Origin of the sequence: Streptomyces flavovariabilis (assembly GCF_000725785.1) — a bacterium.
Taxonomy (GTDB): Bacteria; Actinomycetota; Actinomycetes; order Streptomycetales; family Streptomycetaceae; genus Streptomyces; species Streptomyces hawaiiensis.
Map to the genome: position 1 here is coordinate 1 of NZ_JNXD01000057.1, position 4987 is coordinate 4987.

The following is a 4987-nucleotide window of genomic DNA, read 5'->3' on the forward strand; positions in this document are numbered from 1 at the left end:
CTTCGCCGAACTCCTCGACCGCGTCCGCGAGACCGACCTCAACGCCTACGCCCACCAGGACCTCCCCTTCGAAAGCCTGGTCGAAGCGGTCAACCCGACGCGGTCCCTCGCACACCACCCCCTCTTCCAGGTCATGCTGGCCTTCAACAACACCCCGGGTGCGGCCGCCGAGTTCGCCGGCCTCAAGGCCGTCCCGCAGACCGTCCGGCTCCAGACCGCCCGGATGGACCTGTCCGTCAGCCTCGCCGAACGGCACGCCGACGACGTCGCCGACGGGATCAGCGGCGTGATCTCGTACCGCACCGACCTGTTCGACCACGGCACGGTCACCGCCATGGCCGAGCGGCTGATCCGCATCCTCGAGAGCGGCGCCGCCGACCCGACACAGCGCGTGGGGTCGTTCGGAGTGCTGTCGGACGACGAGAGGCGACAGGTCCTCGAGGAGTGGAACGACACCGCCACGCCCCTGCCGGCCGGTACCGCCGCCGAGCTGTTCCAGGCACGCACGGCGGCCACGCCCGACGCGAGCGCGCTCATCACCGACGGCGTCCACATCTCGTACGCGGACCTCAACGCCCGCGCCAACCGACTGGCCCGGCTCCTGGTCGAGCGGGGCGTCGGCCCCGAGCACATCGTGGCCCTGGCCGCCCCCCGGTCCCCGGACCTGATCACCGCGCTGCTCGCCGTGCTCAAGGCGGGCGCCGCCTATCTGCCGTTGGACACCACCTACCCGCCCGACCGCATCCGCTTCATGCTGCGGGACGCCCGCCCGAGCCTCGTCCTGGCCCACTCCAGCGCCGGTGCCGTCCTGCCGGAGCAGGACGGCACGACCGTCGTCGTCCTGGACGACCCCGCGGTTCAGGAGCGCCTCGCCGGCCTGGACGCCTCCGACCTCACCGACACCGAGCGGGTCACCGCCCTGGATCTGGCACACCCGGCGTACGTCATCTACACCTCGGGCTCCACCGGCACCCCCAAGGGCGTCACCGTCCCGCACCGGGGCCTCGCCAACTTCGCGCTCGCGCAGAGCGAGAAATGGGACATCGGCCCAGGTTCCCGGGTGCTGCAGTTCCTGTCGCCCAGCTTCGACGCCGCCGCGTCCGAGTTCTTCACCGCGCTCCTGACGGGCGGCGCGCTCGTCCTCGCCGACGCGGACCGGCTCACGCCCGGCCCCGACCTCCTCGACCTCCTCAGGGACGAGGCGATCACGCACTGCACGCTGCCGCCGTCGGTGCTGAGGGTGCTGTCCGAGGAACGGCTGCCGGGCACGCTGACGCTGATCGTCGGCGGCGAGGCCTGTGGTCCGGAAGTCGTGGAACGCTGGTCCGCGGGGCGGCGGATGTTCAACGCCTACGGACCGTCGGAGACGACGGTGTGCGCGACGCTGAGCGATGCGTTGTCGGGTGCGGTGGTGCCGCCGATCGGCCGCCCGATCGCGAACGTCCGGGTGTACGTCCTGGACGCAGGCCTGTCCCCGGTGCCGCCCGGGGTGCCCGGTGAGCTGTACGTGGCCGGGGCGGGTGTCGCGCGCGGCTATCTGAACCGGCCGGGGCTGACCGCACAGCGATTCGTCGCCGACCCCCACGGGCCCGCCGGCTCCCGCATGTACCGCACCGGAGACCTGGTGTGGTGGAACCGTGACGGCACTCTCCAGTTCCTCGGCCGGGCCGACGACCAGGTGAAGCTGCGCGGCTTCCGCATCGAACTCGGCGAGATCGAGGCCGCGTTGACGGCATGCCCGGGCGTGGCGAGCGCCGCGGCCGTGATCCGTGAGGACCGCCCCGGCGACCGGCGCCTGGTCGGCTACGTCGTCGCCGACGGTCCCGTTGACGCGGGCCGGGCGAAGAAGACCGTCGCCGCGCGGCTACCGGAGTACATGGTGCCCGCCGCTGTGGTGGTCCTGGACACGTTGCCCCTGACTCCCCACGGAAAGCTGGACCGCAGGGCACTGCCCGCCCCCGACTACGCCGGCACCACGCCCACCCGGGCCCCCGGCACCCCGCGCGAGAAGGCCCTCACCGCCCTCTTCGCCGACGTCCTCGGTCTGGACGCCGCCCACGTCGGCGTCGACGACGGCTTCTTCGCCCTCGGCGGCGACAGCATCAGTTCCATCGTCCTCGTCAGCCGCGCCCGCGAACACGGACTCGACCTCTCGCCCCGGGACATCTTCCAGCACCAGACGCCCGAGGCGCTGGCACGCCGAGCACGGCCGATCGGCGGCGACCGCGCCACCGGCGAGGACGACACCGACGCTGACCGCGCCGGAGTGGGCGAAGTGCCGCTCACCCCCGTCATGCACTGGCTCCTCGAACCCGGCCACCCCTTCGACGCCTTCCACCAGTCGGTGCTCGTGCAGGTCCCCGGCGGCATCAGCCGCGCACAGCTCGGCGACGTACTGCGGGCGCTCGTCGACCACCACGACATGCTGCGGGCGCGCCTCACACGGCAGGACGAAGGCGACGCCGGCCGGGTGCTCCACGTCCCGCCGGCCGGTGCGGTGGCCGTCGACCCGCACCTCACCCAGGTGGCCACCGCCGGTCTCGACGAAGAGCGTCGGCGTGCGCTGCTCCACCAGCACGCGGAGCAGGCACGCGACCGGCTCGCCCCCCACGACGGGGTCATGCTGCAGGCCGTCTGGTTCGACAACGGCCCCGATGAGCCGGGCCGGCTGCTGCTGACGATCCACCACCTGGTGGTGGACGGTGTCTCCTGGCGGATCCTGCTGCCCGATCTCGCCGCGGCAGGCGCCGCCGTACTCGCCGGCCGTACCCCGGAGCCGGCCCCGGTGGGCACATCGTTCCGGCAGTGGGCCCGCCGCCTCACGGAGCTGGCCCGGGAGCCCCGCACCACCACGTCACTGCCGCAATGGATCGAGACGCTGTCCCGGCCCGAACCGCGTCTCGGCACCCATGCCCCCGACCGGCCCGCGCATGACACGGCCGCCACGTCGGCCACCCTGCGCGTCACCGTCCCGGCCGAACTCACCGAGGCGTTGCTGACCCGCGTGCCCACCACACTGCACGCCACCATCGACGAAGTGCTCCTGACCGGACTCGCCGTCGCCCTCGCCGCCTGGCGCAACGACCCCCGGCACACCGCCACCCTCATCGACCTGGAGGGACACGGCCGCCAGGACGCCTTCCCCGGAGCCGACACCACCCGCACCGTCGGCTGGTTCACCAGCATGGCGCCGGTCCGGCTCGACCCGGGCCCCGTACCGGCGGCCGACCTGCGCACCGGCGGACCCGCGGTCGGCCGTGCGCTGCAACACGTCAAGGAGCAGCTCCGCGCCCTCCCCGACAACGGATTCACCTACGGACTGCTGCGCCACCTCAACCCGGAGACCGCCCCCGCCCTCGCCCGCTTCTCCGCCCCCCAGGTCGCCTTCAACTACCTCGGCCGCTTCACCGTGCCCGCTCCCGACGCAGACGGAACGGCCGCGAACTGGCAGCAAATCCCCGGCAACCCGTCGCTCGGCGGCCTCGACCCGCGCATGCAGGTCCCGCACCCGCTGGAGATCAACGCCGTCACCGTCGACTCCCGCGACGGCTCCGCACTGAGCGCCACCTTCAAGTGGCCCGAGGCCCGCTTCACCCGCGAACACGTCCAGGGCCTCGCCGACGCCTGGCTGGCCGCGCTCGCCGCCCTCGGCACGCACGCCGAAGGCCCCGCACCCGCGAGCCGGACCCCCAGCGACCTCGACCTCGTCGACCTCAGCCACGAGCAGATCGCCCGACTCGAGGAGCGCTACCCGGAACTGGCCGACGTCTGGCCGCTGTCGCCGCTCCAGGAAGGGATGCTCTTCCACGCCCTCGCCGACAGCTCGGGCCCCGACGTCTACACGGTCCAGATGGCGCTGCGCCTCGACGGTTCCGTGGACGGCAAGGCCCTGCGGGCGGCTGGGCAGCGCATGCTGGAACGCCACGCCAACCTGCGGGCGGCGTTCCACCACGAGGGCCTGGACCGGCCGGTGCAGATCATCGAGGACGGAACGCAGCTCCCCTGGCAGGACGTCGACCTGTCCGCACGCCCCGACCCCGACGCCGCACTGGACGCCTTCCTGACCGGCGAGCGGGCACGGCGCTTCGACCTGTCGCAGCCACCGCTCATGCGGTTCGCCCTGGTGCGCCTCGCCGAAGGACACCACTGCCTGGTCATCACCCAGCACCACATCCTCACGGACGGCTGGTCCTCGACCCTCCACGTCAATGAACTCCTCGCGCTGTACCGGCTCTACGCCTCCGGAGGGGACGACTCCGCCCTGCCCAGGGCGACGCCCTACCGTGACTACCTGACCTGGCTCGCGGAGCGTGACCGGACGGCGGCGCTGGAGGCCTGGGCCCAGGCGATGGCAGGGGCGAAACCGACGTATCTGGCGCCCGCCCCCTCGGATGAATCAGGGCCCGCACCCCTGCCCGAGCGGCTGGTGTCCCACCTGGACGCGGACACCACGGCGGCACTCGACGCCCAGGCACGCCGCGCCGGCGTGACCCTCAACACCCTGGTGCAGTGCGCCTGGGGCGTGCTCCTCGGCCGGATGACCGGCCAGGACGACGTGGTCTTCGGAGCCGTGGTCTCGGGGCGGACGCCTGAGATCCCCCGCACCAGCACCTGGCCCTGACGGAAACGCAGAGGGCAGCCGGTGAGGGCAACCTGTTCGACACCGTCGTCGCCTTCGAGAACTACCTCGCCGACCGCACCGCCCAGCCCGTCGACGAGACCACCGGACTGCGGGTCACCGGCGCCAAGGGCCACGACGGCGCCCACTACCCGCTGAACCTCGTCGTCGTCCCCGGCAGCCGCCTGCGGCTGCGTCTCGACTACCGCGCCGACAGCTACACGCGCCCGGACGCCGACGCGCTCCTCAGCCGCCTCGTCCGCTTGCTGACGGTTGTGGCTGAGGACGCGGATCAGCCGGTTGGTTCGGTTGGTCTGCTGGGCGCTGACGAGCGTGAGCGTGTGGTGGGGGTGTGGGGTCGTGGTCCGG

Annotated in this window: 2 protein-coding genes; both read left to right on the forward strand. The window is 72.8% G+C overall.

Annotated features, from left to right (window positions below; genetic code table 11):
* The coding region (locus IO24_RS0139750; protein ID WP_031144706.1) for a non-ribosomal peptide synthetase at window positions 1-4621 on the forward strand (4621 nt) is incomplete at its 5' end.
* A gap of 32 nt (window positions 4622-4653) precedes the next feature.
* The coding region (locus IO24_RS47830; protein WP_425274907.1) for a condensation domain-containing protein at window positions 4654-4987 on the forward strand (334 nt) is incomplete at its 3' end.